Below are 26371 nucleotides of genomic sequence, written 5' to 3' on the forward strand. Positions count from 1 at the left end.
AATATCGGACATTTCATTCGACTGGATCGAACAGATGATGACGCTGGAACAGCTCCGGATCTTCGTCGCCGTGGCGGAACGGGAGCACCTGACGAAGGCCGCCGACGCGCTGAACCTCACCCCCTCGGCCGTCAGCTCGGCGATCCGCGTGCTGGAGGAGCGCTACGGCATCGCGCTGTTCCACCGCACGGGGCGGCGGATCGAGCTGACCGAGACGGGTGAGGCCTTCCTGCCGGAGGCGCGGGCGACGCTGGCACGGGCGGGCAGTGCGGACCTCTTCCTCACCGAGATCGGCGGCCTGAAACGCGGCACGCTGACGCTCGCCGCCAGCCAGACCGTCGCCGGCTACTGGCTGCCGCCGCGTCTCATGCATTTCCGCGACGCCTATCCGGCGATCGATATCCGCCTGACCGGCGGCAATACCGATGAGGCTGCCGAGGCGGTTCTCGACGGACGGGCGGAGCTCGGTTTCGTCGAAGGCGAAATCGACCACCCTGCCCTCGCCCAGCGCATCATTGCGCGCGACCGGGTGGTCATCGTCGCGCCATCGGACCATCCGCTCGCCGGCAAGCCCGGCATCGATGCGGAGGATCTGGCCGCCGCCCGCTGGGTGCTGCGCGAGCCGGGCTCGGGCACGCGGCGCGCCCTGACGGCGGCGTTGCCCGAGGAGGCACTCGACATCGCGCTCTCCCTGCCTTCCAACGAAGCCGTGCGCAGCGCCGTGCTCGCCGGCCAGGCGCTGACGGCGGTCTCCGAATTCGTCGTGGAGGACGACCTTGCCGCCGGCCGCATGGCCCGCATCGCCTTCGACCTGCCGGAACGCGCCTTCCGCCTGCTCCGCCACAAGGAGCGCTACCGCTCAAGGGCCTCGCTCGCCTTCGAAGCCCTATTGGCCTAAAGCCCGTCGCGTCCCCGGAACCGGCGCTGGTAGGCGGGGTCATAGAGCGAGCTTTCGCAAAAATCCTCCGCGCCAAGCGAGCGGCCGACGAAGATCAGCGCCGTGCGCTCGATCGGCTCCTCGGCGACCTTCGCCACGATATCGGCCAGCGTGCCGCGCACCACGCGCTCATCGGGCCAGGAGGCCTTGACCACGATCGCCACCGGGCAATCCGCGCCATAGAGCGGCGTCAGGTCCAGGACGACCTTGTCCAGCGCGTGGATGGCAAGATGGATCGCCAGCGTCGCCCCCGTCGCGCCGAAATTCTCAAGCGTCTCGCGGTTCGGCATCGGCGAGGCGCGGCCGGAGACCCGGGTGAGCACGAGGCTCTGCGCGACGGCGGGAATGGTGAGCTCGCGGCCGAGCGCGGCGGCGGCAGCGGCAAAGGAGGGCACGCCCGGCGTCAGCGTATAGGCGAGCCCGTGCTTTTCCAGCCGGCGGATCTGCTCGGCGACGGCGCTCCAGACCGAGAGATCGCCGGAATGCAGCCGCGCCACATCCTCGCCCGCCGCCGCGGCGCGCAGATATTCCGCCTCGATCTCGTCGAGCGACATCGGCGCCGTATCGACGATGCGCGCGCCCGGCGGGCAATATTGCAGGAGCTCCGGCGACACGATGGAACCGGCATAGAGGCAGACCGGGCAGGCGCCGATGAGATCGCGGCCGCGCACGGTGATGAGATCGGCAGCGCCGGGGCCGGCGCCGATGAAGTGAACGGTCATTCCTCGTCCTCGATAGGTTGCGCCGGCTTCGCCCACGTCCACTGCGTGACCGGCATGGCCGGCCGCCAGCCCGTCATCTGCCCGACGGGCGATGCGCGCGCGATGTCGATCCGGATCAGCGAACCGCCGAGCCGGGCATGCTGGGCGAGGAGCACGGCTTCCATTTCCGTCGTCACCGCATTGGCGACAAGTCGGCCGCCCGGCTTCAGGCCGCCGATCGCCGCCGGCATGACGCCCGCCTCGCTGCCGCCGCCGCCGATGAAGATCGCGTCCGGCGCGGCAAGTCCCGCAAGCGCCTCCGGCGCCGCCCCCTCGACCACGGCAAGGCCCGGCACGCCGAAGCGCCCGGCATTGCGGCGGATGCGGGCGGCCCGCTCCGCATGGCCCTCGATGGCGATGGCCCGGAGCGACGGATCGGCCAGCATCCATTCGATGCCGATCGAGCCCGAGCCAGCGCCGATATCCCAGAGAAGCTCGCCGCGGCGCGGCGCAAGTGCGGAGAGCGTCAGCGCACGCACCTCGCGCTTGGTGATCTGGCCGTCATGCTCGAACAGTCCGTCGTCGAGGCCCGGCGTGCAGGCGAGCACCCGCGCGCCATCTCCGGCGACAACCTCCACCGCGCAGACATTCAGCATGTCAGCTCCGTCGAGGGCGAACCGGCCGGCCTGATGGTGGCTCACCCGCTCCCGCGCGCCGCCGAGCGCTTCCAGCACGGTCAGCGCCGAGCCGCCAAAACCGCTTTCCGTCAGCAGGGCGGCAAGCACCGCCGGCCCGTCGCTGTCCGAGGTCAGCGCCAGGATGCGGCAGCCGGGGTGGAGGTACGGGCGGATGAGATCGACGGGACGGCCGTGCAGCGAAACGCAGACCGTGTCCTGCAGGGCCCAGCCCATGCGCGATGCGGTAAGGCTGAAGGCGGAGGGCGCCGGGAAGACGCGCATCTCCGCCCGCGCGATGCGCCGGGAAAGCGTGACGCCGACGCCGTAGAAGAACGGATCGCCCGAGGCGAGCACGGCGACGGGCCGGCCCCGCGCGGCCAGAACCGCCTCCACCGAGCGTTCGAAGGGGCTGAGCCAGCCGTGGCGCACGCCGCGGATCGCCGCGTCGGCTAGCTCCAGGTGCCGCGCGCCGCCGAAGACGATTTCGGCGCGGCCGATCGCGGCCTTGGCCTCATCGCCGAGACCGGCTAGACCGTCTTCGCCGATCCCGACGATGGAAAGCCAGGGAGCGGCTGTCGAAAGGGGCTGATCAGGCGTGGACAAGCGACGCATCCTCATCTTGGGCGGCACGGCGGAGGCGCGCGACCTTGCCGGTGCGCTCGCCGGCAGGGCCGATCTTGCCGTCACGCTGTCGCTCGCCGGCCGCACGCTCGATCCCGTGCCGCAGCCCGTGCCCGTCCGTACCGGCGGCTTCGGCGGCGTCGAGGGACTTTCGGCCTATCTTTGCGAGAATTCCATCGATCTCCTGATCGACGCGACGCATCCCTTCGCCCGGCAGATCTCCGCCAATGCCCGCGCCGCCAGCGCGGCGACCGGCATCCCGCTGCTGCGGCTGGAGCGGCGCGGCTGGGATGCGGTGGAGGGCGACCGCTGGACGTGCGTCGCCACGATGGCCGAGGCGGTCAGCGCGCTCGGCGAAGCACCGCGTCGCGTGTTCCTCGCCATCGGCCGCCAGGAGGCGAAGGCCTTCGATGCCGCGCCGCAGCACCACTATCTCGTGCGCAGCGTCGATCCCGTCGATCCGCCGCTTGCCGCCCCCGACGTCGCCTACCTGCTCGCCCGCGGCCCGTTTGCCGTGGAAGCGGAGGTCGAACTTCTGCGCGACCATCGCATCGATGTCGTCGTCAGCAAGAATTCCGGCGGCGACGCCACCTATGGCAAGATCGTCGCCGCGCGCATTCTCGGCCTGCCCGTCGTTCTGGTCGAGCGGGCGGAAGCGCGCGATAGCCACCACGCGGGAACCGTCGAGGATGCGGTGCGGCTCGCCGATCATCTCGTCGGCTCTTCGAGGAAGCGCGGCGTATAGACGAGGTCCGGCAGGCCCGGGCGGGAAATGACGCGCGTTGCCGGCGAGCCGATGACGACGCAGGTCGCCATGTCGGCACGCTCCGCCTCGGCCTCGCCGAGCGGCATGACCAGCATGCGCTCGTCCGGCCGGCCCGCGGCGCGGCCGAAGACGACGGGTGTTGCGGCCGGCAGCGTCTCGCGCAGGATCTCGAAGGCCCGGCCGAGCTGCCAGGGGCGCGCCTTGCTGATCGGGTTGTAGAGCGCGATCACGAGGCCGGCCCCGGACACGAGGCGCAGCCGCGTCTCGATGACCTCCCAGGGTTTCAGGTTGTCGGACAGCGAGATGGCGCAGAAATCGTGACCAAGCGGCGCGCCGATGCGCGCGGCGACCGCCAGCATGGCGGTGACGCCGGGCACGATGGTGAGATCCACCCTCTTCCATTCGTCCGGCCCCGCATCGATCGCCTCGCAGACGGCGGCCGCCATGGCGAAGACGCCGGGATCGCCGCCCGAGACGACGCAGACATCGACACCCTCGGCCGCCCGTCTCAGCGCAGCCTCGGCCCGGTTCAGTTCCTCGCGGTTGTCGGAGGCGACCTTGATCTGGTCCGGCCGGAGGTTCAGCCGGTCGATATAGGGGAAATAGCCGAAGAATTCGCGCGCGGCCTCGACCGCCTGCCGTGCTTGCGGCGTCATCTGGTCCGGATTGCCCGGCCCGGTGCCGATCACGAAAAGCCGGCCGGTCATGCGCGGCTGCTCCAGCCCGGCACGAGGACCAGCGAGAAATAGGGCGCGGTGTCGTCGAGCTTCTCGGAAAGCCGCATGGACCGGCTCGTCGGCATGGTGCCGCGCTCGACATAGATCGCCTCGCCGAGCCGCCCGGCGCTTGCCAGCGCCCGGCGGATCTTCGGCAGGTTGCGGCCGACCTTCATGATGACGGCGGCCTCGGTGTCGACGAGGCGGCGTGACAGTTCCGCCTCGCCCATCGTGCCCGGCAGCACGGAGAGCACGTCGTCGCCCTGCACGATCGGCAGCCCCGACAGCGACCAGCAGCCGGACATGGCCGTGATGCCGGGAATGACCTCGGTCGGGAAACGGTCGGCGAGCCGCACATGCAGGTGCATGTAGGAGCCGTAGAACATCGGATCGCCTTCCGAGAGGATGGCGACCGTGCGGCCGGCGGCAAGGTGCTGCGCGACGGCGGCGGCCGAGGCGTCGTAGAAGGCAGTGATCTGGCGCTTGTAGTCGTCGTGGTCCTTGTCGATTTCCGTCGTCACCGGATAGTAGAGCGGCAGCTCCGCCATGCCGGGCTTCAACAGGCCCTCGACGATCGCCCGCCCATTGCCCCCGCGGCCGGCCTTGGCGAAATAGGCGAGCACATCCGCCTCGCCGATCGCCCGCACCGCCTTCAGGGTCAGGAGTTCCGGATCGCCCGGTCCCGTGCCCACGCCGTAAAGTCGTCCCGTCACCCTCGCCACCATGTTCACAGTCCCGGCCTCGCCAGCGAATTGAGCGCCGCTGCCGTCATGGCGCTGCCGCCCAGGCGGCCGCGCACGATGGCGAAGGGCACGCCATAGGAATTCTCGGCGAGCGCATCCTTGGATTCCGCGGCGCCGACGAAGCCGACCGGCATGCCGAGGATCGCCGCCGGTTTCGGCGCGCCATCCCGCAGGAGTTCGAGCAGGTAGAACAGCGCCGTCGGTGCATTGCCGATGGCGACGACGGAGCCGGCGAGGCGATCGAGCCAGAGGCGGATGGCCGCGGCCGAGCGCGTATTGCCGATGTCCCGGGCAATGTCGGGCGTGCGCGGATCGCGCAGCATGCAGAGCACGTCGTTGCCGGCCGGCAGGCGCGCTGCCGTCACGCCGCGCGCGACCATCTCGGCATCGCAGAAGATCGGCGCACCGGCCTGGAGCGCACCGCGCGCCGCCGCGACGAAACCGGGCGCGAAGACGAAATGCGGCGCCGCCTCGACGAGGCCGGCGGCATGGACCATGCGCACGGCGACATCCGACTCCTCTTCGGAAAAGCGCGAAAGATCGGCTTCCGCGCGGATGATCGCGAAGGATTTCTCATAGATGGCCGTGCCATCCTTGATGTAGTCGTAATCGGTCATTGTTGGCCTTGATAAGCGGAAGCAAGAAGGGCGGGCGTGGTGCGGTCGATGAGGTTTCCGGCCGTCTCGCCTTCCGCACGACGCGCGCGCAGGAGGGCGCCGAGACGGGTGAGAGCGGGCCGCAGCGCATCGGCGGGCAGGATCGCCGCGGCGGCATCGCCCGCGCGTCCATCAAGAATAAGGCCGACACCGGCGGCGGTGCCGCACAGCGTGACGGCGGCGGCGGCCGGATGGGCGCAGCCCTTCGGGCAACCGGAGACATGCACGTCGAAGGAGCCGTCCAGGAGATCGCCCGCCTCCGCCACGAGGGCATCGGCGACGGCATGGGTATCGAAGCTGGCCGCGGCGCAGCCGGCGGCACCGGCACAGACGGAGACGGCCCGCCCGGGCGCATCCTGCGTGCTCCAGACGCGCTCCCGCATCGCACAGGCCTGCGCGGCGGCAAGCGCTTCCGCACGGAGCCCACGCACCAGCAGCGTGTGGTGCGGCGCAAGGCGGAATTCCGTCGCGCCGCAGCCGGCAAGCGCGCGCACCAGCGCGGCAAGCCGGTCGGCATGGATCTGGCCATAGGCCGGGGCGAGCCCCAGCACCGTTTCGGCGCCGATCCGGTGCGCGCCGAGCGGATGGACGGGTGAAGCGGCGGAAAGCGGCGGTACCGGATCCGCACGGAGCGCGGCCGCCAGCAGCGCCGGATCGAGATCCCGTCCCCGCGCCGCCGGCCCGGTGGCGGCAAGGGCGGCGGCGACCGTCATCACGCCTTCGACGGCCCTTTCGCCGGGCAGCAGCGCAACGGCCATCGCCGTGGCGCGATCACCACCGACGGAAAGCCGCCAGGCAAGGCCCTGTGCGCCGGCGACGGCGTCGAGGCGGATATCGGCGACCATGTCGGCAAGGGAAAGCACGCCCCCGCCATCGACGACGATAGCAAGCTTGGGCGCCAGGGCGGCATCTGCAAGGGCTGCGCGCAGCGCATCGGCAAGCGGCGCGGCGTCGGCAAGCTCGGCCGGGTCGATGCCGGCGAGCGGTGGCACCTCGATGGCAACGCCTGTCTGCGGGGTAATGCCGGCCGCGGCAAGGCCGGCGGCAAGATGCGGAACGGAGGCTTCGGTAAGGCCGCGAAGCTGGAGATTGCCGCGCGCGGTGATCTCGATGAGGCCGTTGCCGTGCGCCCGCGCCAGATCGGCAAGGGCAAGGAGGTCTTGTGCCGTCAGGGCCGTCGCGACGGGGCGCAGGCGCACCAGAAGGCCGTCGCCGGTCCGCATCGGGGCGGCGATGGAGGGGCAGGCGCCGCGCCGCAACGCACCGGCTTCGCCCGGAAGTATCGCTGAGGTCGCCGTCATGCCGCGCCCTCCTCCGCCTCGGGTGCTGGGCGGCGGATCAGGTAGGTGTCCATGATCCAGCCGTGCGCCGCGCGCGCCTTGCGGCGGGTCTCGCTGATGGTGTCGGCGATATCGGCAAGCCGGCCGGACAGCAGGATCTCGTGCGGCGTGCCGAGATAGGCGCCCCACCAGATGTCCGCCTCCGGATCCTCCACCGTGCGGAAGGCCTCGACGCCGTCGAGCATGACGAGTGCATCGCGCGCGGCGCCCGGCCAGGCCTCCGCGAGGCGGCGGCCGGTGGTGATCTCGACGGGCAGGCCGATGCGGTTGAGCGTGATGGCATGGCCGGCGCAAAGCGCCTGGACGCTGCTGATGCCGGGAATGACCTCGATCTCGAAGGCGACGCGGCCGGCGGCGCGCACATGATCGACGATGCGCAATGTGCTGTCATAGAGCATCGGATCGCCCCAGACGAGCAGGCCGAGCGTCTCGTCCTCGCCGACGTCGTCAAGAAGGGTGCGTTCGTAGATGGCGGCGATGGCGCGGTGCCAGTCGTTGACGCCGTCCTCGTAGCTGCCGTCGGCGCGGCGCACCGGCACGGCATAGTCGAGGATGCGGCAGCGCGCATTCTCAAGGAACCGGTCGCAGATCTCGCGGCGCGCATCGGCCAGAAAGGCCTTTTCGTCGCCCTTCGTCGGAATGAGCAGCACATCCGCCCGGTTCAGCGCACCCACCGCCTGAACGGTCATGTGCTCGGGATTGCCCGCGCCGATCCCGATGACCAGTATCTTTCTCAAAGTCCGTCTCCCGTGCGACCCCGCGCTCCCGGTTCGCGGCCCGAATTGGGTCCCGCACCTCTTCCTAATCCCAAAAGCCGGCGGAAAACAGTCCCCGGATCGCGTCCTTTGCCGGTCTTTTTGAGACTCAGGCGGCCGCGCGGCTGGTCAGATAGGCGCGCGGCGAGGCCCCCAGCATGCGCTTGAACATGGTGGTGAAGGCCGGCACGCTCTCATAACCGGCATCGAGCGCCACGCGCGTCACCGGCTCGCCGGCGGCAAGGCGCGGCAGGCAGGCGAAAAGACAGGCCTGCTGGCGCCAGGTGACGAAGCTGACGCCCGTCTCCTGCCGGAAGAAGCGCGTGAAGGTGCGCCGGCTCATGTTCAAGCGCCGTGCCCAATCGTCGATCTTGGCCACCGGCGAGGGCTGTTCGACGAAATCCCGGCAGAGTTCGGCCAGCCGGCCGCTTGCCGGAAAGGGCAGGCCGAGCCGGCGCTCCGGCAGGCGGCCGATCTCGTCGAGCAGCAGCGCCATGACGAGTTCGCTGCGCCCGCGGTCCTCCGCCAGGTCATCCTGCCGGACGGTTTCCGTGATGAGCTGGCGGGCAAGGTCGGTGACCTCCAGCACGGTGGGAACCAACGAGGCGGCCCGGCCTTCCGGCGAATAGATATAGACCGAGCGCATGCTGACATCGCTGAGCATCTCGACGGAATGTTCGAGACCGCGCGGAATGAGCAGCGCATGGCCGGGCGGAATCATCCAGCGCCCGCGCTCCGTCCCCACCAGCACCACGCCGGCGAAGACGCACAGGAACTGCGTGCGGCGATGGCGGTGCGGCGGCACCGTATAACCGCCCGGAATCTCCGAACTGTGGATCAGGACATCCGTATTCGCCTGTTCCATGCGGGAAAGGTTGCGGATGTGGTCGTCATCGAGCGCCTTGCGGCGCGCATCGGTCAGTTTTTCCATCTTTGGCCCACTCGCGTAAGAAATGGACCTCAGCACGAAAGCAGGCCGCTGGCAATCCCTGTATGGGAAGCAGCCATGACGCGGAATTTGCGCGTATCATTCGAGGCCACCATGTCGACAGTCGTTCCCGCAGCGCCCCGCAGCGCCGCCACCACCACCTATTCCATCATCGTCGCCGTCAGCGCCTGCCACATGCTGAACGACATCATGCAGTCGCTGCTGACGTCGCTCTATCCGCTGCTGAAGGAAAACTACGCGCTCGATTTCGTGCAGATCGGCCTTCTGACCATGGCCTTCCAGGTCACCGCCTCGCTGCTGCAGCCGGCCGTCGGCATCGTGACGGACCGGTGGCCGATGCCCTTCTCGCTGCCGGTCGGCATGGGCAGCACCTTCGTCGGCCTCATCATGCTCGCCTATGCGCACAGCTTCCCGGTCCTGGTCTTCGGCGCCTGCCTGATCGGCCTCGGCTCGGCGATCTTCCACCCGGAATCCTCGCGCGTCGCCCGCCTTGCCTCCGGCGGCCGCCACGGGCTTGCACAGTCGATGTTCCAGGTCGGCGGCAATGCCGGCACGGCGATCGGGCCGCTGCTCGCGGCCTTCATCGTGTTGCCCTTCGGCCAGACGAGCGTCGCCTGGTTCTCGGCGGTCGCGCTCCTCGGCATGGTCATCCTCACCTGGGTCGGCAACTGGTATGCCGGCGAGCGGCGGCTTGCCGCCGGCCGTCCCGCCGTCAGCCGCGCGCTGCCGCTGCCGCGCGGCCGCGTCGCCTGGGCGCTTGCCGTGCTGGTGCTGCTGACGACGACGAAGAACGCCTATCTCGCCAGCATATCGAGCTATTTCACCTTCTACACGATCGAGAATTTCGGCCTTGGCGTGCGCGATGCGCAGCTCATGCTGTTCCTCTTCCTCGGCGCCTCGGCGCTCGGCGTGTTCATGGGCGGGCCGATCGGCGACCGGTTCGGCGCGCGCTTCGTCATCTGGTTCTCGATCCTCGGCGTCATCCCCTTCGCCCTGATGCTGCCCTATGCGAACCTGTTCTGGACGGGCGTGCTGACGGTGCTGATCGGGCTGATCTTCTCCTCCGCCTTCTCCGCCATCGTCGTCTTCGCGCAGGAACTGATCCCGGGCCGCGTCGGCATGATCGCCGGCATCTTCTTCGGCTTCGCCTTCGGGGCGGGCGGCCTCGGCGCGGCGGTGCTCGGCATCTTCGCCGACAGCCACGGCATCAACTTCGTCTACCAGGTCTGCTCCTACATGCCGCTGCTCGGCATCCTCACCATCTTCCTGCCGCGCCTGCCGGCAAGCCACTGAGGCCATCGCAGACGTTCCCGAATATGAAAAGGCCGGCGTTTCGCCGGCCTTTCGTCGTCTTTCGGCTCAGCCCATGCGCTCGGAGGCATAGGAACCGGGGCTGGGCGGGAAGACGATGGTCTTGTTGCCGTTCATGAAGACGCGGTGGTGGATATGGGCATGCACCGCGCGGGCCAGAACCTGGCTCTCCACGTCCCGGCCGATCGACACATAGTCGTCCGCCGACTGCGCATGCGTGATGCGCGCCACGTCCTGCTCGATGATCGGACCCTCGTCGAGGTCCTCCGTCACATAGTGCGCCGTCGCGCCGATCAGCTTCACGCCGCGCTCGAAGGCCTGCTTGTACGGGTTCGCCCCCTTGAACGACGGCAGGAACGAGTGGTGGATGTTGATGATCCGGCCCGACATCTTCTTGCACACCGCATCCGACAGCACCTGCATGTAGCGGGCGAGCACGATCAGCTCGGCGCCCGACTGCTCGACGATCTCCATCAGCCGCGCCTCGGCCTGCGGCTTGTTCTCCTTCGTCACCTTGACGTGGTGGAAGGGGATGTCGTGGTTGACGATGACCTTCTGGTAATCGAAATGGTTCGAGACGACGCCGACGATGTCGATCGGCAGCGCGCCGATCTTCCAGCGGTAGAGCAGGTCGTTCAGGCAATGGCCGAAGCGCGAGACCATCAGCAGCACCTTCATGCGCTCGTCGCTGTTGTGGAACTCGTAGGCCATGGCGAAGGCCTTGGCGACCGGCGCAAAGCCCGCGTCGATATCGTCCTGGCTTGCGCCGCCTTCGCTCTTGAAGGTCAGGCGCATGAAGAACAGGCCCGTCTCCTGGTCGTCGAACTGCGAACTGTCGACGATGTTGCACTCCTTCTCGGCGAGGTAGCCGGTAATCGCGGCGACAATGCCGCGGGTCGATTGGCACGATACGGTCAGCACATAGGTCTTCATCGGTTCGTTTCTCGCGTTCGGCCGATGCGGAGGGCTGGCACCGGCGGATCCCCTTTCATACGCCGCATGGACGGCTTGGCGCATATTTCAGGCCGCTTGCCTTCGCGCAAGCCCCTGCAATGGCGAGAAGCTACCCCCGCTCTTGCAAGGAATCCCTCCGGTTCGCGACATTCAGTGCGTCGAAAATACCAACGGGACCATTCCGGCGCGCGGCGGAAGCGCCCGGAGCATCCGGCCTGATGGACGCAACCGGCGGATTCTTTCAGCAATGCAAGCAGCGATGCAAGCCGTGCGGCACCGCATCGAAAATCCTTCTGGACACTATTATGGACAGATGTTCTATAAAATGGACAGATTCGCCGGGAGCACGCCATGCATCTTTCCATGTGGACCTATCCCTGGGACATCCAGGACCAGGGATTGCAGGCGTTCGCCGCCGATCTTTCCGGCCGGGCCGGCCTCAACACGGTGAGCCTTGCGACCGCCTACCATGCCGGCCGCTTCCTCCAGCCGCGCAGCCCGCGGCAGAAGGCCTACTTCCCGGAAGACGGCACCGTCTATTTCCGGCCGGACGAAGCGCTGTGGCAGGGCAAGGAAATCCGCCCCCTGATGGCGCAAAACGTCACTGACCGCGGCGACATGCTGGACGCGCTGACAAAAGCGCGCGCGACGACCGGCCTTGCCGTCTCCTGCTGGACGGTCTGCCTGCACAATACCCGCCTCGGCATGCTGCATCCCGATCACGTGACCCGCAACGCCTTCGGCAATGCCAACCATTACAATCTCTGCCCCTCCAGCCCGGCGGCGCGCGACTATGTCGTGACGCTGGTGCGCGACATCACGGTGAACCACAGGCCGGACATGCTGGAGCTGGAAAGCCCCAACTTCATGGGCTTTGCCCACGAATACCACCATGAGAAGGACGGCGTCGGCCTCAATGCCGAGGACGACTTCCTCCTGTCGCTCTGCTTCTGCGACCATTGCACCACCCGCGCCCGGAAGGCCGGCATACCGGTGGACGGCGCGCAAGAAACGGTGGCGTGCTTCATCGCCGAACTGTGCGAGCGTGCGGTGCCGGAAAAGCAGTTCCCCGATTTCCCCGCCGCCGGCATCGACGCCTTCCGCGATCACCCCGAACTGCACGCCTTCCTCGCCTGGCGCACCGAGCCGGTGACGAGCCTGATCGGCGAGATCAAGGCGGCCGCCGACCCGGCGACGCGCATCGTGCTGATCGACCTGAAGGACGGCTGGCTCGGCGGCGTCGACCTCGAGGCTGTCGCAAAGCTCTGCGACGGCGCGATCCTGTGCTGCTACGACATGGCGCCGGAGGCCGTCGGCGACGTCATCCGCACCGGCCGGGCGATGCTCGGCCCGGGCAAGTTCCTGGGGCTGGGGCTGCGCGTCTTCTATCCCGAGGTCGATGGCCCGGCCATCCTTTCCGCCCGCGCGAAGGCCGCCGTCGAGGCCGGCGCCGACGGCGTGAACTTCTACAATTACGGGCTCATTCCGGCAAAGCGCCTCGACTGGGTGAAGGAAGCCGTCGGCGCGATCACCTGAGGGCTCAGCCGTCGATCGGCTCGGCGACCTGGATCAGGCAGTCGCCGGCCTGGCTGTCGCAATGCAGCCGGTGGGAGATGACGATGCCGCTTTCGGCAAACTGCAATTCCTCCTCCGGCTGCTCCAGCCGTTCGAGATCGTGATACCAGCCGGCAAGATCGCCCGCCGAGACGGTCGCGCCGAGCGGCACGGCGGGCTCGAACCAGCCGCGCCGGTCCGCATAGATGCCCTGGCTGTGCCGCGACAGCGACAGGAGCTGCAGCGCCGGCGGCGCCGCGAGAGGGGCTCGCGACAGCACCGGCTCTTTCGCAATGCCGAGTGCCATGAGCAGCCGGTCGATCGCCGCCGCCGTGAACGCCATGCTCTCCGGCGTCACCGTGCCGCCGCCGCCGAATTCGCCGGAAAGGCCGATCGTGCCGGCGCGTCCCGCCGCGCCCATCGAGGTCGGCGCCGCCGGCCCGTTGTCGGCGATGAAGGCATGCGCGGCGCCCATCGCCCGCATCAGCGCGACCGAGCGCGCAAAGCGCGCGGCATCCGCCTGCCGCTCGATCAGCGTGCAGGGCAGATGCGCCATGGAGATGCCGCCCGAATGCAGGTCGAGCACCGCGTCGTGATGCGGGAAAAGCTCGTGTCCGAGGAAATGCGCCAGCCGCGCCGTCGGCGTGCCGGCCGGATCGCCGGGAAAGGCGCGGTTGAGATTGCCGCCGTCGAAGGGCGAGCAGCGCCGCGCCGCCATCACCGCCGGCAGGTTGGCCATCGGCAGGATGGTGACGGCGCCGCGGATTTTCGTCACGTCGAGCCGGCGCATCAGCCGCCCGAGCTGGAGCTCACCCTCGTATTCGTCGCCGTGATTGCCCGCCATCAGCAACAGGCTCGGTCCCTCGCCGTTCTTCAGCCGCAGGATGGGGATGCGGATCTGGTAATAGGGCGAGCGGTCGATCGAATAGGGGATGGCGAGATGCCCGGCCTGCCGGCCGTCCCGGGAAAGATCGATCGGATTGACGAGGCCGCTGTGCATGGGGAGCTCCAGTTCGGGCGGGGGTGTCAGAGCGCGGCGACGGCGGTCATCTCGACGCGCAGGTCCGGATCGGCAAGGCGGGCCTCGACGCAGGCGCGGGCCGGCGGGTTTTCGGGATCGATCCAGGCATCATAGACGCCGTTCATCGCCTCGAAATCGACGATCGCCGGCAGGAAGACATTGACGGCGAGCAGTTTCGAGCGATCCGTGCCGGCTTCCTTCAAAAGGGCGTCGATCTTGCCGAGCACGTCGCGCGTCTGGTCCTCGAGGCCGGCCTTGCGGTTCTCCGCGACCTGGCCGGCAATATAGACGAGCCCGCCATAGCTGACGGCCTGGCTCATGCGCGAACCCTTCTGGTAACGCTGGATCATGGAGTATTTCCTTTCTTCTTGGGAGGATCAGCCGAAGCTGGTGGGATAGGCCGCCGTGACCGTGTGGTCGGGGGCAAGGCCATAGAGGATCGCGTGCCGGTCGAGGCAGGTGCAGGGATGCGAGATGCCGAACTCGACCACGTCGCCGATGCGCATGTCGCTGCCGGCGGGAAGCGAAACAAAGGCATGCTGGTCGTTGAGGCGGAGCACGTCGGCCCCGGCAAGGCGGCCAAGCGGCGCGCCGTCGCGATAGAGCGCCAGCGGCCGCGGCAGGCCCTGGTCCATCGCGACATCGCGCAGGCCCATGCCGCAGATCGCAAGGCCCGGCTCGGGCAGCGAGAGCACCTCGGCCCAGACCCGCAGCGCCGGCCTGAAGCCGCTGCCGGCCGAGCGGACCTCACCGCCGAAGCGGAAGCCCGCGCGGGCATCCAGCCCGGCAAGGCCGCGCTCGTAGACGCCGTGGTCATGGAAGAAGATCGCGCCGCTGCGCAGCACGAGCCGGCTGTCGGGATCGGCGGCGACGGCGGCGGAGAGGCCGGCCACCACCCGGTCGAAGAAGACCGAGCCGCCCGCCGTGACGATCAGCGGCCGCGCATCGCCGACCCGGGCGCGGACCTCTGGCAGGAAGGCTGCCGTCATCGCCACCAGCCCGTCGATCCGGCGCAGGGTCTCTTCCGCGTCCGCCGTTGCGGCGGCGCCCTCATAGGTCGCGATGCCGGTGAGCCGGAAGGCGGGCGTTTCCGCGGCGAGGATGGCATCGAGGATCGCGCCCGCCGCTTCGGCGCTGCGTGCCCCGGCGCGGCCCGCCCCGAGCTCGACGAGGAGGCCGAGCGGCGGGAGACCCTTGCGCCCCTGCCAGGCGGCCCGCAGGGCTTCGACCAGATCGACCGAATCGACGAAGACATGCAGTACCGCATCGGGATGGTTTGCGGCAAGCGCCGCGAGCCGGCGCGCGGCCGCCGCACCGCCGATCTCGTTGGCGAGGATCAGCCGGCGCTGGCCGGCCTTCAGCAGCACGGCGGCCTGGCGGATATCGGCCACCGTGGTGCCCCAGGCGCCGGCCGCGAGCAGCGCGCCGGCGAGCGCCGCCGACATCGGCGTCTTCGCATGGGGCGCGATGGCAATACCGTGATCGCGCACATAATCCATCATCAGCGCGACATTGCCGGCAAAAGCCTCCCGGTCGAGCGAGATCAGCGGCAGGGCCATCGCGCCGTCATAGGGCTTCCAGCCCTGCGCCCCGACAGCATCGAGCGGCAGGGCCGCCTGGCCCGGCGGAAAGCCGCGGATACGATCGTCGATCACCGGATTGTCCGGTCCGGTCACGGAAAGGTCAGCCATGGTTTTCTCCCTTGGCCGCGACGGGATCGGCGATCCCGAGGCGATAGGTGTCGTTGGCGGTCGTGAAGAAGAGGGCGCGCTGTTCATCGAGCGACAGCGGACCGGCCGCGGCGCGAAAGACGGCGTAGATCGCGTCGAACGAGGCGTGCAGGCCGGCGACGGGAAAATCGCTGGCGAACATCGCCCGGCGAGGGCCGAAACAGGCGAGGCAATGCGCGATCACCGGGTGCAGGCTTTCCGGCGTCCAGTCATTATCATAGGCGACGAGGTCGGAAATCTTCAGCCTCACATTCGGCTCGCGGCCGAGGGCCGCAAGGCCATCACGCCAGAGCGCCATGCCCTCCGCGCTGCGATCGGCCGGGCTGCCGCCATGGTTGAGCACGAAGAGCGTCTGCGGAAAGGCGCGCACGAGATCGAGCGCCTCGTCCATCTGCCAGGGATAGAGCATGAGGTCGAAGACGAGATCGTGCCGGGCGAGATGGGATAAGCCGGCGCGCCAGGCGGGATCGGCCATGCGGTGGGCGCGGGAGGCGAAGCTCTTTGCCGGCTCCGGATGCCAGCTGACGATATCGCGGATGCCGGCGACGTCGGGATTGGCCGCCTCCGCCTCGATCAGGCGGGCGGCGTCCGGGCTGTCGAGCGGAACGCGGGCAATGCAGCGCTTCGCGACGCCGGACGTCCGGTCGAGACCGGCAAGCCAGCGGCTTTCCTCCAGCGGATGGGCGTCGGACCAGCCGGCCTCGACATGCACGCTGGCCACCACGTTCTGGTTCGCCGCATCCCGGCGGTAGTCTTCCACACCGTAGTCCCGCAGGATCGGCGCAAGGCTGCCATAGACCATTTCCCCGCCCTCCGTCCGCGCCTTTTCCAGCCAGGGGTGACGCTTCAGCGAGAGGTCCCAGAGATGATGGTGCGGGTCGATCACCGGCCCGTCATAGCGCACCGTCATCGTCGCGCCTCGCGGCCGGAGATGAGCAGGAGCCCGAGGATCAGCGAACCGAACATGATGGAGCGCCAGCCCGGCGAGGCATTGACGACGGTGATCAGCGCCGTGGTGGTGACGAGCAGGATGGCGCCGGGAATGGTGCCGGCATAGGTGCCGCGCCCGCCGAGGATGGAGGTGCCGCCGAGCACGACGGCGGCGATCGACATCAGGAGATAGGGATCGCCGATGCCGACATAGCCCTGCCGGTTCATGCCGAGCACCAGGATGCCGGCAAGCCCCGCAAAGAAGCCGGACAGCGCATAGAGGAGCAGCGTGTTCCTGGCCACGCTGACGCCGGAAAGCCGCGCGGCCAGCGGATTGGCCCCAAGCGCGAGGAAGCGCGCGCCGAGCGGCATGCGGTGGATGATGAGGAGCACGACGACCGAGACGACGATCCAGAGAAGGATGCCGGCGGGAATGCCGAGGGGACGGGCCTGGCCGAGCAGGATGACCGCCGGATTGCTGACGGTGACGGCGCTGCCGCCCGCGACGATGACGAGCAGCCCCTGGAGAAACGTCGCCATGGCGAGCGTCATGATGATCGGCGGCACGCGCAGATAGGCCGCGCCCGCCCCGTTGAGGAGGCCGATGCCGGTGGCGAGGGCAAGGGCGAGCACGATGCCGACGAGGCCGGTCGGGTCGGCGGCCGGCGAGATCAGCGGCAGCAGGATCGCCGTGACGGTGATGACCGCCCCGACGGAGAGGTCGATGCCGCCCATCAGGATGACCAGCGTCTGCCCGGCTGCGACGATGCCGATGACGGCGGCAAGCTCCAGGAGATAGCGCAGGTGCCCATAGGCGCCGAAACCGCGCAGCGTGAGGCTGGCGACGAGCCAGACGAGGGCCACCAGGAGGAAGGTCAGGAGCGGCGGATTGCGGAACACGGCTTTCACGGCCTTCATCGCCTTGCCCTCCATTGCTTCAAGAGTTCCGGCACCGCCACGGCGCCGACGATGATCAGGCCCTGCGCGACATATTGCGCGACCGGCGGGAAACCGAGGAAGAACATGACGTTGATCATGACCGAGAGCAGCAGGCTGCCGCAGATCGCGCCGCGCATCGTGCCCTTGCCGCCGAGGAAGCCGACGCCGCCGAGCACGGCGGCCGCGATCGAATTCAGCGTGAAGGGCGTGCCGATGACCGGATCGCCCGAGCCCGTCTGCGCCGCGACGAAGAGGCCGGCCAGCGCCGCCAGCAGGCCGGACAGCGCGAAGGCGACGATCTTCACCCGCTCGACCGGAACGCCGGAGCGGAAGGCGCCGATCGGGTTGTCGCCGGCGGCATAGATGCCGATGCCGAGCGGCGTCGCCAGGAACGCCTTCCAGGCAAGGAGGATGGCGACGAGCAGCAGGAAGGCGACCGGCGTGTGGCCGGCCAGCGTCGTCGACAGCCAGTCCGGAATGAAGCCGCCCGGACGCGGCAGCAGGATCAGCGCGACGCCGGTGATGATGAAGGAGCCCGCCAGCGTGACGATGATGGCCGGCAGCCGCAGATGCGCCACGATGGCGCCGATGACGGCACCGATGGCAAGGCCGGCAAGCGCGACGGCGAGGATGCCGCCGGGAACGCCCAGCGCGCCGCCCATGGTCGTCGCCGCGATCACCGCGCCGAGGCTGACCAGCGGGCCAATGGCAAGCGTGATGCCGCCGTTCAGCATCAGGAGCGCCTGCGCCATGGTGACAAGTGCCAGCGGGAACCAGTTCTGCGTGAACTTGGAAAAGCCGCTGACGGAGAGGATGCCGGGAAACAGCACCGCATAGAGGACGAGGAAGGCGGCGACGACCAGGTAGAGGCCGCCGAGGCCGCGATTGCGGCCGCGCTGGATGGCACCGTAAAGCCAGCCGGAGGACGGAACAGCGCTCATGCGGCCTCTCCCTGTTCGTGGATGCCCATGGCGGCGCCGACGATGGCCTCCTCGCTGATCGCCGCGCCGGAAAGCCGGGCCGCGACGCGGCCCTCGCGCAGCACGACGACGCGATCGCACAGATGCACGAGTTCCGGCGTATCGGAGCTGGCCAGGATGACGAGCCGCCCTTCGGCGGCAAACGCGCGCAGCATGAGGTAGATCTCGCGCTTGGTCTCGATATCGACGCCGCGCGTCGGATCGTTGAGCAGCAGGATGGACGGATCGAGCGGCAGCCACTTGGCGAGCGCCACCTTCTGCTGGTTGCCGCCGGAGAGCGCCTGCACCGGCCGGGCGACGTCGCCCCTGATCGTCAGGCGCCGCGCCAGGTCGGCGATCAGCCCGGCCTCCGCCGCACGGTCGCGAAAACCGCGGCGGGCGAGCCGGCCGAGCGAAGGCAGGATGAGATTGGCGGCGATGGAATGGGGCAGGACCAGCCCCTCATGCTTGCGATCCGCCGGCACATAGACGATGCCTGCGGCATTCGCCTCGCCGACATGGGCGGGCAGGCGGGGAAGGCTGGAGACCTCGGCATGGTCGGCCCTTGCGGGAATGGCGCCGTAAAGGCTGAGCAGCAGGTCTTCCTGCCCCTGCCCGACGAGGCCGCCGATGCCGACGATCTCGCCGGCGCGGGCGGAAAAGCCGATCTCGCGCACGAGGCCGGCCGAGAATTTTTCGACACTGATGCGCGTCGCGCCAGGCGCGGCGAGCGGGCGCGGCGGGAAGAGATCGCCCGTCTCGCGGCCCACCATGAGGCGCACCAGCCCCTCGCCGTCGATACCGGCCAGCGACTGGTCCGCCATGACGCCGCCGTCCTTCAGCACGGTGACATGGGCGCAGAGCGCCTGCACCTCGTTGAGCCGGTGGGAGATGTAGAGGAGCGCCGTGCCGCGGTCGCGCAACGTCCCGATGAGGCGGGCGAGAATGCCGGCCTCATGCGCGGAAAGCGAGGAGGTCGGTTCGTCGAGGATCAGCACGCGCGGCTTGCGGAACAGCGCCTTGGCGATCTCCACCATCTGCCGGCGGCCGAGCGAAAGATCGGCGACCGGCATGTCGAGCGGCTCGGTGAGCCCTACCATGGCGCAGACCTCCCGCACGCCCTTCTGAAGCGCGGCATAGTCGATGAGGCCGAAACGGCGCGGAAAGGCGCCGAGCCCGATATTCTCGGCGATCGACAGGTCGGCAGTCAGGCTCAGCTCCTGCTGCACCACGGCGATGCCCGCGGCGCGGGCGGCGGCCGGGCTGAAACGCCCGACCGGCCGGCCATCGACGAGGATGGCGCCGCTGTCCGGCTGGAGAGCGCCGGAAAGGAGATTGATCAGCGTGGATTTTCCCGCGCCGTTCTCCCCGAGCAGGGCATGGACCCTGCCCGGATGAAGGGCGATGTCGACGCCCTTCAGAACGGGATTGCCGAAAAACCCCTTGAACACCTGCCGGGCCTCCAGCAGGGGCCTTGTTTCCGTCATGACGGCATCCTTCGCGGGTTACTGGCGCGGGATTACTGGGCGAGCAGCTTGTCGAACAGCGCCTTGTCGTAATCCGAGTAGATGTAGCCGTCGGCCGGGAACTGGTCCGCGCGGGCGAGGTAGGTATCGATGGTGCTGTCGTCGATGACGGGCAGCGGCACCTTGACGAAGGCCGGCACGTCCTTGCCTTCCAGCGCCTGCACGGCCGTGTAGACCGAGAGCGCGCCGAGCCAGTTCGGCTGCATGGTGGCCCAGCCCTTCAGGCCCTTTTCCTTCCACAGTTCGAGGAACTGGCGGGCATTCTCGCCGGTGATCGGCACCTGCTCGCGGCCCTGGCGGTCGAAGGCCATGACGGAACCGGCCGAAATCGCGCCGCCGAGCGACAGCACGCCGTCGATTTCCGGATTGGCGAAGAGCAGGCTGGTCATCGCCTCCTGCGCCGGCGCGACATTGTATTCCGTGTTGGTCTCGGTGATGATTTCGAGGTCCGGATTGGCGTCGAGCACCGGCTGGGCGCCCTTGCGGCGGTCATCGCTGACGGAAATCCCGGCCGGGCCGTTCATGATGATGATCTTGCCCTTGCCGCCGAGCTGGTCGGCAAGCCACTTGGCAGCGCCCGCGCCCCATTCGCTGGAATCGGTGTTGATCTTCGCCGTCACCTTGTCCGTGTTGACGAGGCTGTCGAAGTTCACCACCGCGATACCCTTGTCGCAGGCATCCGAAATGACGCGGTCGAGCGCGTTGGAGGAGCCGGCGATGACCACGATCGCATCGACATTGGCGTCGATCATCGACTGGATGTGCTGGATCTGCGTCTGGGCGTTGCCCTGCGCGTCCGTGATCATCAGGTCCTTCACGAGACCGGCCTTCTTCAGCTCCTCGACCTCGGCAGCAATCGTGCCTTCGGTCTGCTTCATCCAGGTCGGCACCGAATAGATGTTCGCCCAGCCGACCGTATAGGGCGCCTTGCGGTCGCCCTTGATGCAGTTGGCGGCGGCCGAGGCGCTGCCGGCCGAAAGGGCAAGGATGGCCGCAGCGGCGGCGGCGCCCGCGAGAAGGCGGCGGCGCCGCGAAACGGTCGGGCTGTTTTCAAGCGTTTTCATGTCGTTCCCCTTTTTTGCGGCAGCGGATACGGGCTTGCCATCCGTCAATGTCCAATATATTGAACATATGATCTTTATAATGGACGATGCGATCTTATGCCGAATTTTCCGCCCCGCAAGGGGAGGTCGAAAATTTCGCATGCGACGACGTCCGGCCGCCGCGGATTGACAGATCGCCCGGGCGGCGGGAGAAGCGTGACGAGGACGAAGGCAGGAACGGACGAGATGGATGCTATTGCGGACGATGCAGGCGGCAAGCGGGCCCGGGGACTCGATCGCGCCTTCGAGATCCTCGATTTCCTGCGCCAGAAGCGGCAGGCGCTGAAGCCGAACGAGATCGCCGCGCAGATCGGCGCGCCGCGCTCATCGGTCTACGAGCTGGTGAACCTCCTCCTGCGCAACGGCATCCTGGAATTCACCGGCGGCGACGGCCGCGTCTATCTCGGGCGGAAACTCTATTTCCTTGGCGCGGCCTACGAGAACCATTTCGACTTCACCCGCGAATGCGAGGCGGCGCTGGAGCGGCTGGCCGGCGAAACGCGCGAGACCGCGCAATTCTGCATGCTGGACGGCAACAAATACACCGTCGTGCACATGCGCGAGGGCGCAAGGCCCTTCCGCATCTCCACCGATATCGGCCAGTCGGTGCCGATCCCGTGGACCGCTTCCGGCCGCCTGCTCGTCGCGCACATGACGGACGAGGAGATCCTCGCCTTCATCCCGCCGCAGGATTTCCAGCTGCCGGGCGGCGAATGGCTCGACCCGCAGGCCTTCCTCACCGAGGTGCGCCAGGCCGGGCACGAAGGCTTCTTCACCTTCAACAGCATCGTCGACAGCTTCACCCATTGCTTCGCCGTGCCGGTCATGGACGAGGGGCATGCCGCCGCCACGCTGTGCCTCGTCACCCCGCGCGACGACGGACTGGCCAACCGCGATCGCTACCTCGCCTGCCTGAAGGATGCAGCCGCCAGCCTCGGCCAGGCGCCGACGCGGCCGAAGCGCAGCTGACCGTGCCGGCTCAATCCGCCCGATTGGATAGCCAGCGGTCGATCCCCTCCGCTGCCGCCCGCCCGGTCGCAAGGCAGGCCGTCAGCAGGTAACCGCCGGTCGGCGCCTCCCAGTCGAGCATTTCGCCGGCCACGAAGACGCCCGGCAGGGCCTTCAGCCCATAGTCCGCATCGATGGCATCGAACCGGATGCCGCCCGCCACGGAAATCGCCTCCGCGATCGGCCGCGGCCGGACGAGGGAGATGGCCAGGGCCTTGATCGCCGCGGCCAGCGCATCCGGCGGCAAGGCCTGGACGTCCCGGACGCATTCCCGCAGCAAGGCCGCCTTGACCCCGTCGAGGCCCGCGCCCTTGCGAAGCCGGCTGGAAAAGCTCGCCTTGCCGCCCTGCCGGGCGAGGTCGGCCGCAAGCCGCGCGAGACTGCGCCCGGGTGCAAGATCGAGCGTGAGGGAGGCCGCGCCCGACGCCTCCAGCGCATCGCGCAGAACCGCCGCATGGGCATAGACGAGGCTGCCCTCGATACCCGTCTTCGAGACGACGAATTCGCCGGGGATCGTGCCCGCCGCGGACTGCGCCGTGACGCCCTTGACCGGCGCGCCGGCGAAGCGCTCGGCGAAGACCGGCGACCAGTCCACGTCGAAACCGCAATTGGCCGGGCGGAAGGGCGCGATGCCGACGCCCCGTTCCGCAAGGCCATCGATCCAGGTCGCATCCGAGCCGAGCCGCGGCCAGCTCGCGCCGCCGAGCGCCAGCAGGACCGCATCGAACGCCATCACGGCCACACCCTCGGGCGTCTCGAAACGCAACCCTTCCGGCGCAAATCCCGTCCAGCGATGGCGCACGCGGATGGCGACGCCCTGCCCTTCCAGCCGCGCCCGCCAGGCCCGCAGCAACGGCGAGGCCTTCATGGCGACCGGAAACACCCGTCCCGAGGATCCGACGAAGGTCTTCGTGCCAAGCCCCTCCGCCCAGGCCCGCAGGTCCCCGGGCGTGAAGGCATCAAGCGCCGGCCGCAGATGCGCGCCCGCCACGCCGAAGCGGGCGGCGAAACGGTCATAGGGCTCGGAATGGGTGATGTTGAGGCCCGACTTTCCGGCCAGCAGGAACTTTCGCCCGATGGTCGGCATGGCTTCCAGCACGCTCACCGCATGGCCGCGCGCCGCAAGCACCTCCGCCGCCATCAGCCCGGCCGGCCCACCGCCGACGATCCCGATCCGCCGCTTGTCCATTCCACACCGCCTTGAAACCCTGCGCCGTTCTCATAAATCGTCTCCGGCGGCTCCGCCAGCACTCTTGCCGGTATAGGATCCGCACAGCAGAATCAGGAGACGGATATGGACATCAAGCGCAACGGCACCAGCCCCTCGACGCCAGGCCCGGCCGACTACTTCACCGGCAAGGTACGCCTCGACACGCCTTTCAAGGCGGAAGCCCCCGGCCGCGCCGGCGGCGCCATCGTCACCTTCGAACCCGGCGCCCGCACCGCCTGGCACACCCACCCGCTCGGCCAGACCGTCATCGTCACCGCCGGCCTCGGCTGGGCGCAGCGCGAGGGCGGGCCGATCGAGGAGATCCGCCCGGGCGACGTCGTCTGGTTCCCGCCCGGCGAAAAACACTGGCACGGCGCGACGGACAGGACCGCGATGACCCATGTCGCCATCGCCGAAGCGCAGGACGGCTCGCCCGTGACCTGGCTGGAACAGGTGACGGACGAACAATATCTCGGCAAGGCGTGAGGCCACCCCGCCCCACGCCGGACGATCAGTTCGGAAGGCCGGGCGCCTCGTGGCCGGTCTGGGCGACGTATTCGGTATAGCCGCCCGGATATTGATGCACGTCGTCGCCGTTGAGCTCCAGCACGCGGTTCGACAGCGCGCCGAGGAAATGGCGGTCGTGCGACACGAAGAGCATGGTGCCCTCGTATTCCGAGAGCGCCTTGATCAGCATTTCCTTGGTGTCGAGGTCGAGATGGTTGGTCGGCTCGTCGAGGATCAGGAAATTCGGCGGATCGAACAGCATCGCCGCCATCACCAGCCGCGCCTTCTCGCCGCCGGACAGCACCCGGCACTTCTTCTCGACGTCGTCGCCGGAAAAGCCGAAGCAGCCGGCCAGCGTGCGCAGCGGCCCCTGCCCCGCGCGCGGAAACTCCGCCTCCAGCCACTGGAAGACGGTCAGGTCCCCGTCGAGCAGATCCATAGCATGCTGTGCAAAATAGCCGACCTTGACGCTCGCCCCGATCGTCACGCTGCCCGTATCGGGGCGTACCGCCCCGGCGACGAGCTTCAGCAGCGTGGACTTGCCGGCCCCGTTGATGCCCATCACGCACCAGCGCTCCTTCCGGCGGATGAGGAAGCTGAAATCCCGGTAGATGGACCGGCTGCCATAGGCCTTGTCGACATTCCTGAGGCTGACGACGTCCTCGCCCGAGCGCGGCGCCGGCTGGAACTCGAACATGACGGCCTGGCGGCGGCGCGGCGGCTCGACCCGCTCGATCTTGTCGAGCTTCTTGACCCGGCTCTGCACCTGCGCGGCGTGGGAGGCGCGCGCCTTGAAGCGCTCGATGAACTTGATCTCCTTGGCGAGCATCGCCTGCTGGCGCTCGAACTGCGCCTGCTGCTGCTTCTCGTTCTGCGCCCGCTGCTGCTCGTAGAAGGCATAATCGCCCGAATAGGTGGTGAGCGAGCCGGCATCGATCTCGATGATCTTCGTCACGATGCGGTTCATGAACTCGCGGTCGTGCGAGGTCATCAGCAGCGCCCCGTCATAGCTCTTCAGGAACTGCTCCAGCCAGATCAGGCTTTCGAGATCGAGATGGTTGCTCGGCTCGTCGAGCAGCATGACGTCCGGCCGCATCAGCAGGATGCGCGCCAGCGCCACCCGCATCTTCCATCCGCCGGAAAGCTTGCCGACATCGCCGTCCATCATCTCCTGGCTGAAGCTCAGGCCCGCCAGCACCTCGCGCGCCCGGCTCTCCAATCCGTAGCCGTCGAGCTCCTCGTAACGCGCCTGCACCTCGCCATACCGCTCGATGATCGCGTCCATCTCGTCAAGCCGGTCGGGATCGACCATCGCCGCTTCGAGCGCGCGCAGCTCCGCGGCGACCGAACTCACCGGCCCTGCCCCGTCCATCACCTCGGTGACGGCGCTGCGGCCTTCCATCTCGCCGACATCCTGGCTGAAATAGCCGATCGAAACCACCTTCTCGACCGAGACCTGCCCCTCGTCCGGCGCCTCCTGCCCGGTGATCATGCGAAAGAGCGTTGTCTTGCCGGCCCCGTTCGGCCCGACAAGCCCGATCTTCTCCCCCCGGTTCAACGCGGCGGACGCCTCGATGAACAGGATGCGGTGGCTGTTGGACTTGCTGATGTTCTCGATGCGGATCATGAAAAACCGGGCCTCGTCGTGTCCCGCGCCCTATGCCATGAGGCGGCGCATCAAGTCCATGCCGCAGGCGCGCCCGACAGAAATGAAAAATTCCGCTTCGATGGAATAAGCCGCCACGCGCCCCGTTCCTCCCGCGCAACACGGCAATTCTGCCCGTCGACGAAGGAGTTTTCACATGGTTACGAAACGCGGAAATGACGACGACAACCGTATCGTCGGTACGAACCAGAAAGACCATCTCTACGGCCGCTCGGGCGATGACTTGCTTTTTGGCTATGGCGGTAACGATTTCCTCTATGGCGGGGAAGGCAACGATCGCATCGATGCGGGTAGTGGCCGAAATCACGTGTGGGGCGGCGAAGGCAACGACCGGATCGTATCGGGCGGCGGCGACGACAAGCTATGGGGCGGGGACGGCAACGATGTCCTGCGCGCCGGCGACGGCGACAACCGCCTCGTTCTCGGCGAGGGCAACGACCATGCCGTCGCGGGCAGGGGTCGCGATCAAATCAGCGGCGGCGAAGGCAATGACGTGATCTATGCCGGGGCCGGCAGCGATGTGATCTCTGGCGGCGAGGGCGACGACAGGATCTGGGGCCAGTCCGGCAACGACCGCATCGTCGCGCATGAGGGCAACGACGTTCTGAACGGCGGCGCCGGAAACGACAGGATGACCGGCGGCGAAGGCGCCGACGTCTTCGTCTTCAACGGCGGCCGCGACATTATCACCGACTTCGAAAACGGCGACGACCGCATCGACGTCTCACACTACGACCGGTTCGACAGCTATGCGGCCATCCGCGCGGCCGCCAGCCAGTCCGGCAACAACGTCATCATCCGCGCCGGCGACGACTATCTGGTCCTTGAGGACACGCGGCTCGGCGAACTCAGCCGTGACGACTTCAGCTGGTAAGGCCGATGGGCAGATAACGATGCACAAAACCAAACAAGAGGTAGGGTGCCGCCGATCCGTTCGGCGGCGCTTGCCGGGAACCGAAATATCGGGCGATTATGGCGGAGAGGGTGGGATTCGAACCCACGATACCCTTGCAGGTATGCCGCATTTCGAGTGCGGTGCATTCGACCTCTCTGCCACCTCTCCGCATCGGGTCGACGCTTTTCAGCGCGGGC

At 68.3% G+C, this 26371-nt stretch carries 26 protein-coding genes and 1 tRNA gene; 7 read left to right on the top strand and 20 right to left on the bottom strand.

Annotated features, from left to right (window positions below; genetic code table 11):
• Positions 1-37: 37 nt before the first annotated feature.
• Positions 38-898, top strand: coding sequence for a LysR substrate-binding domain-containing protein (locus AABF56_RS18520; protein ID WP_272807533.1), 861 nt, complete (start codon positions 38-40; stop codon positions 896-898).
• Here AABF56_RS18520 and cobM read toward each other — a convergent pair.
• Both cobM and cbiE read right to left on the bottom strand, forming a co-directional pair.
• Positions 895-1659 carry a precorrin-4 C(11)-methyltransferase gene (gene cobM, locus AABF56_RS18525; protein ID WP_272807086.1) on the bottom strand — a complete coding sequence of 255 codons (765 nt, stop codon included), beginning with the start codon at positions 1657-1659 and terminating at the stop codon, positions 895-897. The genes AABF56_RS18520 and cobM overlap by 4 nt on opposite strands.
• Positions 1656-2918 carry a precorrin-6y C5,15-methyltransferase (decarboxylating) subunit CbiE gene (gene cbiE, locus AABF56_RS18530; RefSeq protein WP_272807087.1) on the bottom strand — a complete coding sequence of 421 codons (1263 nt, stop codon included), beginning with the start codon at positions 2916-2918 and terminating at the stop codon, positions 1656-1658. Before cbiE ends, cobM begins: the two co-directional genes overlap by 4 nt.
• Here cbiE and AABF56_RS18535 point away from each other — a divergent pair.
• The gene (locus AABF56_RS18535) at positions 2911-3681 is read left to right on the top strand and encodes a cobalt-precorrin-6A reductase (RefSeq protein ID WP_272807088.1); all 771 of its coding nucleotides are present in this window, start codon (positions 2911-2913) and stop codon (positions 3679-3681) included. The two genes, cbiE and AABF56_RS18535, sit on opposite strands and share 8 nt — an antisense overlap.
• Here the strand turns inward: AABF56_RS18535 and AABF56_RS18540 are convergent.
• The 6 genes from AABF56_RS18540 to AABF56_RS18565 all read right to left on the bottom strand — a co-directional run bounded on the left by AABF56_RS18540 (position 3645) and on the right by AABF56_RS18565 (position 8843).
• Entirely contained in the window at positions 3645-4409 is a 765-nt protein-coding gene (locus tag AABF56_RS18540) for a precorrin-3B C(17)-methyltransferase (RefSeq protein ID WP_272807089.1), read from the bottom strand. The genes AABF56_RS18535 and AABF56_RS18540 overlap by 37 nt on opposite strands.
• The gene (locus AABF56_RS18545) at positions 4406-5143 is read right to left on the bottom strand and encodes a precorrin-2 C(20)-methyltransferase (protein WP_443021135.1); all 738 of its coding nucleotides are present in this window, start codon (positions 5141-5143) and stop codon (positions 4406-4408) included. Before AABF56_RS18545 ends, AABF56_RS18540 begins: the two co-directional genes overlap by 4 nt.
• Positions 5144-5145: 2 nt before the next feature.
• The gene (locus AABF56_RS18550) at positions 5146-5778 is read right to left on the bottom strand and encodes a precorrin-8X methylmutase (RefSeq protein ID WP_272807091.1); all 633 of its coding nucleotides are present in this window, start codon (positions 5776-5778) and stop codon (positions 5146-5148) included.
• Positions 5775-7118 (bottom strand): precorrin-3B synthase, encoded by a 1344-nt coding sequence (gene cobG, locus AABF56_RS18555; protein ID WP_272807092.1) that lies wholly within the window; start codon positions 7116-7118, stop codon positions 5775-5777. The genes AABF56_RS18550 and cobG overlap by 4 nt, the downstream gene beginning before the upstream one ends.
• Positions 7115-7894: a precorrin-6A synthase (deacetylating) gene (gene cobF, locus AABF56_RS18560; RefSeq protein WP_272807093.1), complete on the bottom strand. Its 780-nt coding sequence runs from the start codon at positions 7892-7894 to the stop codon at positions 7115-7117. Before cobF ends, cobG begins: the two co-directional genes overlap by 4 nt.
• 127 nt (positions 7895-8021) lie before the next feature.
• Positions 8022-8843, bottom strand: coding sequence for an AraC family transcriptional regulator (locus AABF56_RS18565; RefSeq protein ID WP_272807094.1), 822 nt, complete (start codon positions 8841-8843; stop codon positions 8022-8024).
• A 111-nt stretch (positions 8844-8954) separates the two neighbouring features.
• Between AABF56_RS18565 and AABF56_RS18570 the strand changes: the two genes are divergently transcribed.
• Positions 8955-10154, top strand: a complete 1200-nt coding sequence (locus AABF56_RS18570; protein ID WP_272807095.1) for an MFS transporter — start codon at positions 8955-8957, stop codon at positions 10152-10154.
• 66 nt (positions 10155-10220) lie between these two features.
• On the opposite strand, the gene purU is transcribed toward AABF56_RS18570, so the two are convergent.
• Positions 10221-11105, bottom strand: coding sequence for a formyltetrahydrofolate deformylase (purU, locus tag AABF56_RS18575; RefSeq protein WP_263195050.1), 885 nt, complete (start codon positions 11103-11105; stop codon positions 10221-10223).
• 372 nt (positions 11106-11477) lie between these two features.
• Here purU and AABF56_RS18580 point away from each other — a divergent pair, with 372 nt between their 5' ends.
• Complete coding sequence (locus AABF56_RS18580; RefSeq protein ID WP_272807096.1) at positions 11478-12662, top strand: hypothetical protein; 1185 nt, start codon at positions 11478-11480, stop codon at positions 12660-12662.
• A 4-nt stretch (positions 12663-12666) separates the two neighbouring features.
• Here AABF56_RS18580 and AABF56_RS18585 read toward each other — a convergent pair whose 3' ends face one another.
• Genes AABF56_RS18585 through AABF56_RS18620 form a run of 8 tightly spaced genes read right to left on the bottom strand, consistent with a single transcriptional unit; the run spans position 12667 to position 20849 of the window.
• Positions 12667-13680, bottom strand: coding sequence for a succinylglutamate desuccinylase/aspartoacylase family protein (locus AABF56_RS18585; protein ID WP_272807097.1), 1014 nt, complete (start codon positions 13678-13680; stop codon positions 12667-12669).
• Between the two features lie 26 nt (positions 13681-13706).
• Positions 13707-14051, bottom strand: a complete 345-nt coding sequence (locus AABF56_RS18590) for a RidA family protein (RefSeq protein WP_023514656.1) — start codon at positions 14049-14051, stop codon at positions 13707-13709.
• Positions 14052-14078: 27 nt separating this feature from the next.
• Entirely contained in the window at positions 14079-15392 is a 1314-nt protein-coding gene (locus tag AABF56_RS18595) for an alanine racemase (RefSeq protein ID WP_272807098.1), read from the bottom strand.
• The gene (locus tag AABF56_RS18600; protein ID WP_272807099.1) at positions 15385-16341 is read right to left on the bottom strand and encodes an amidohydrolase family protein; all 957 of its coding nucleotides are present in this window, start codon (positions 16339-16341) and stop codon (positions 15385-15387) included. Before AABF56_RS18600 ends, AABF56_RS18595 begins: the two co-directional genes overlap by 8 nt.
• Entirely contained in the window at positions 16338-17294 is a 957-nt protein-coding gene (locus tag AABF56_RS18605; RefSeq protein ID WP_443021136.1) for an ABC transporter permease, read from the bottom strand. The genes AABF56_RS18600 and AABF56_RS18605 overlap by 4 nt, the downstream gene beginning before the upstream one ends.
• Positions 17276-18241, bottom strand: a complete 966-nt coding sequence (locus AABF56_RS18610) for an ABC transporter permease (protein WP_272807101.1) — start codon at positions 18239-18241, stop codon at positions 17276-17278. The genes AABF56_RS18605 and AABF56_RS18610 overlap by 19 nt, the downstream gene beginning before the upstream one ends.
• Entirely contained in the window at positions 18238-19746 is a 1509-nt protein-coding gene (locus tag AABF56_RS18615; protein ID WP_272807102.1) for a sugar ABC transporter ATP-binding protein, read from the bottom strand. The genes AABF56_RS18610 and AABF56_RS18615 overlap by 4 nt, the downstream gene beginning before the upstream one ends.
• A 32-nt stretch (positions 19747-19778) precedes the next feature.
• Entirely contained in the window at positions 19779-20849 is a 1071-nt protein-coding gene (locus tag AABF56_RS18620; protein ID WP_272807103.1) for an ABC transporter substrate-binding protein, read from the bottom strand.
• A 225-nt stretch (positions 20850-21074) separates the two neighbouring features.
• Between AABF56_RS18620 and AABF56_RS18625 the strand changes: the two genes are divergently transcribed.
• Positions 21075-21857 (top strand): IclR family transcriptional regulator, encoded by a 783-nt coding sequence (locus tag AABF56_RS18625; protein ID WP_245083164.1) that lies wholly within the window; start codon positions 21075-21077, stop codon positions 21855-21857.
• 10 nt (positions 21858-21867) lie between these two features.
• On the opposite strand, the gene AABF56_RS18630 is transcribed toward AABF56_RS18625, so the two are convergent.
• Entirely contained in the window at positions 21868-23085 is a 1218-nt protein-coding gene (locus tag AABF56_RS18630; RefSeq protein WP_272807104.1) for a TIGR03862 family flavoprotein, read from the bottom strand.
• Positions 23086-23190: 105 nt separating this feature from the next.
• Between AABF56_RS18630 and AABF56_RS18635 the strand changes: the two genes are divergently transcribed.
• On the top strand, positions 23191-23592 hold the full coding sequence (locus AABF56_RS18635) for a (R)-mandelonitrile lyase (protein WP_272807105.1): 402 nt from the start codon (positions 23191-23193) through the stop codon (positions 23590-23592).
• A 25-nt stretch (positions 23593-23617) separates the two neighbouring features.
• On the opposite strand, the gene abc-f is transcribed toward AABF56_RS18635, so the two are convergent.
• Positions 23618-25240 carry a ribosomal protection-like ABC-F family protein gene (abc-f, locus tag AABF56_RS18640; protein ID WP_272807106.1) on the bottom strand — a complete coding sequence of 541 codons (1623 nt, stop codon included), beginning with the start codon at positions 25238-25240 and terminating at the stop codon, positions 23618-23620.
• Between the two features lie 175 nt (positions 25241-25415).
• Between abc-f and AABF56_RS18645 the strand changes: the two genes are divergently transcribed.
• Positions 25416-26153, top strand: coding sequence for a calcium-binding protein (locus AABF56_RS18645; protein ID WP_272807107.1), 738 nt, complete (start codon positions 25416-25418; stop codon positions 26151-26153).
• A 99-nt stretch (positions 26154-26252) separates the two neighbouring features.
• On the opposite strand, the gene AABF56_RS18650 is transcribed toward AABF56_RS18645, so the two are convergent.
• Positions 26253-26342, bottom strand: a tRNA-Ser gene (locus tag AABF56_RS18650).
• Positions 26343-26371 lie beyond the last annotated feature (29 nt).

The sequence above is a fragment of the Shinella sp. WSC3-e genome (assembly GCF_945994535.1).
GTDB classification, from domain to species: Bacteria; Pseudomonadota; Alphaproteobacteria; order Rhizobiales; family Rhizobiaceae; genus Shinella; species Shinella yambaruensis.

What these genes read in the sequence shown, in the direction of transcription:
- AABF56_RS18630 (WP_272807104.1), bottom strand. Translation starts at nt 23,085, where the DNA reads ATGGACAAGCGGCGGATCGGGATCGTCGGCGGTGGGCCGGCCGGGCTG.
- AABF56_RS18585 (WP_272807097.1), bottom strand. Translation starts at nt 13,680, where the DNA reads ATGCACAGCGGCCTCGTCAATCCGATCGATCTTTCCCGGGACGGCCGG.
- AABF56_RS18570 (WP_272807095.1), top strand. Translation starts at nt 8,955, where the DNA reads ATGTCGACAGTCGTTCCCGCAGCGCCCCGCAGCGCCGCCACCACCACC.
- AABF56_RS18595 (WP_272807098.1), bottom strand. Translation starts at nt 15,392, where the DNA reads ATGGCTGACCTTTCCGTGACCGGACCGGACAATCCGGTGATCGACGAT.
- AABF56_RS18615 (WP_272807102.1), bottom strand. Translation starts at nt 19,746, where the DNA reads ATGACGGAAACAAGGCCCCTGCTGGAGGCCCGGCAGGTGTTCAAGGGG.
- AABF56_RS18620 (WP_272807103.1), bottom strand. Translation starts at nt 20,849, where the DNA reads ATGAAAACGCTTGAAAACAGCCCGACCGTTTCGCGGCGCCGCCGCCTT.
- AABF56_RS18590 (WP_023514656.1), bottom strand. Translation starts at nt 14,051, where the DNA reads ATGATCCAGCGTTACCAGAAGGGTTCGCGCATGAGCCAGGCCGTCAGC.
- AABF56_RS18625 (WP_245083164.1), top strand. Translation starts at nt 21,075, where the DNA reads ATGGATGCTATTGCGGACGATGCAGGCGGCAAGCGGGCCCGGGGACTC.
- AABF56_RS18610 (WP_272807101.1), bottom strand. Translation starts at nt 18,241, where the DNA reads ATGAGCGCTGTTCCGTCCTCCGGCTGGCTTTACGGTGCCATCCAGCGC.
- AABF56_RS18600 (WP_272807099.1), bottom strand. Translation starts at nt 16,341, where the DNA reads ATGACGGTGCGCTATGACGGGCCGGTGATCGACCCGCACCATCATCTC.
- AABF56_RS18540 (WP_272807089.1), bottom strand. Translation starts at nt 4,409, where the DNA reads ATGACCGGCCGGCTTTTCGTGATCGGCACCGGGCCGGGCAATCCGGAC.
- AABF56_RS18520 (WP_272807533.1), top strand. Translation starts at nt 38, where the DNA reads ATGACGCTGGAACAGCTCCGGATCTTCGTCGCCGTGGCGGAACGGGAG.
- cobM (WP_272807086.1), bottom strand. Translation starts at nt 1,659, where the DNA reads ATGACCGTTCACTTCATCGGCGCCGGCCCCGGCGCTGCCGATCTCATC.
- purU (WP_263195050.1), bottom strand. Translation starts at nt 11,105, where the DNA reads ATGAAGACCTATGTGCTGACCGTATCGTGCCAATCGACCCGCGGCATT.
- AABF56_RS18550 (WP_272807091.1), bottom strand. Translation starts at nt 5,778, where the DNA reads ATGACCGATTACGACTACATCAAGGATGGCACGGCCATCTATGAGAAA.
- AABF56_RS18545 (WP_443021135.1), bottom strand. Translation starts at nt 5,143, where the DNA reads ATGGTGGCGAGGGTGACGGGACGACTTTACGGCGTGGGCACGGGACCG.
- cobG (WP_272807092.1), bottom strand. Translation starts at nt 7,118, where the DNA reads ATGACGGCGACCTCAGCGATACTTCCGGGCGAAGCCGGTGCGTTGCGG.
- AABF56_RS18635 (WP_272807105.1), top strand. Translation starts at nt 23,191, where the DNA reads ATGGACATCAAGCGCAACGGCACCAGCCCCTCGACGCCAGGCCCGGCC.
- AABF56_RS18565 (WP_272807094.1), bottom strand. Translation starts at nt 8,843, where the DNA reads ATGGAAAAACTGACCGATGCGCGCCGCAAGGCGCTCGATGACGACCAC.
- AABF56_RS18580 (WP_272807096.1), top strand. Translation starts at nt 11,478, where the DNA reads ATGCATCTTTCCATGTGGACCTATCCCTGGGACATCCAGGACCAGGGA.
- AABF56_RS18645 (WP_272807107.1), top strand. Translation starts at nt 25,416, where the DNA reads ATGGTTACGAAACGCGGAAATGACGACGACAACCGTATCGTCGGTACG.
- abc-f (WP_272807106.1), bottom strand. Translation starts at nt 25,240, where the DNA reads ATGATCCGCATCGAGAACATCAGCAAGTCCAACAGCCACCGCATCCTG.
- AABF56_RS18605 (WP_443021136.1), bottom strand. Translation starts at nt 17,294, where the DNA reads ATGGAGGGCAAGGCGATGAAGGCCGTGAAAGCCGTGTTCCGCAATCCG.